Source organism: Paraburkholderia sp. UYCP14C (assembly GCF_004197395.1).
Taxonomy (GTDB): Bacteria; Pseudomonadota; Gammaproteobacteria; order Burkholderiales; family Burkholderiaceae; genus Paraburkholderia.
Genome location: NZ_SELS01000291.1, coordinates 1 through 871, shown reverse-complemented (window position 1 = coordinate 871; position 871 = coordinate 1). Strand labels below are relative to the sequence as shown.

The following is an 871-nucleotide window of genomic DNA, read 5'->3' as shown; positions in this document are numbered from 1 at the left end:
ACCGCCCCGGGAATCGTGGAGGCTGGTTGGTTTAAGTTGATGCGGGTTCAGCGGCAGCTGTTTCAAGTTGCCGATAGTAGTTTGCCTCAGCTTCGGCGGGCGGGATATAGCCGAGGGGTTCCATCAACCGATGATGATTGAACCAGGCCACCCACTGCAGCGTTGCCAGTTCAACGGATTCCCGCGTTTTCCAGGTGCGGCGATGAATCAGTTCAGCCTTGTACAAGCCGTTGATCGTTTCAGCCAGGGCGTTGTCATAGCTGTCGCCCCGGCTACCGACCGACGGTTCGATGCCCGCTTCGGCCAGCCGTTCGCTGTAGCGAATGCTGACGTATTGGGCCCCTCTGTCCGAATGGTGTATCAAGGTTCCGTCGTCGCCCGGGCGCCGCGCGTAAAGTGCCTGCTCAAGTGCATCCAGAACGAAGTCCGTGGTCATCGAACTGCTGACTCGCCAGCCGACGATACGGCGAGCGAACACATCGATCACGAAAGCCACATACAGCCAGCCCTGCCACGTCGAAACGTAGGTGAAATCCGAAACCCAGAGCTGGTTCGGCCGTGCCGCCTTGAACTGGCGATTGACCCGATCCAGCGGGCGCGGGGCTATGGCATCAGGAACAGTCGTGCGAACACGCTTGCCTCGCATCACGCCGCGCAAACCCAGTTGCTTCATCAACCGTTCGACCGTGCAGCGCGCCACCGCGATACGCTCCCGGTTCATCTGCTTCCAGACTTTATCCGCGCCGTAGACCTGCATGTTGGCTTGCCACACACGCTTGATCTCCAGCCGCAGACGTTCATCGCGGATTGCGCGAACAGAGCGCCGCGACGGATCACGAAGCTGCGCGGCATGGCGTCGGTAACCCGACGG

The 871-nt window shown here is 60.5% G+C and carries 1 protein-coding gene; it reads right to left on the bottom strand.

Annotated features, from left to right (window positions below):
* Positions 1-31: 31 nt before the first annotated feature.
* Positions 32-871: IS3 family transposase (locus tag EVC45_RS44895; protein ID WP_129964393.1), on the bottom strand; the 840-nt coding region annotated here is incomplete at its 5' end.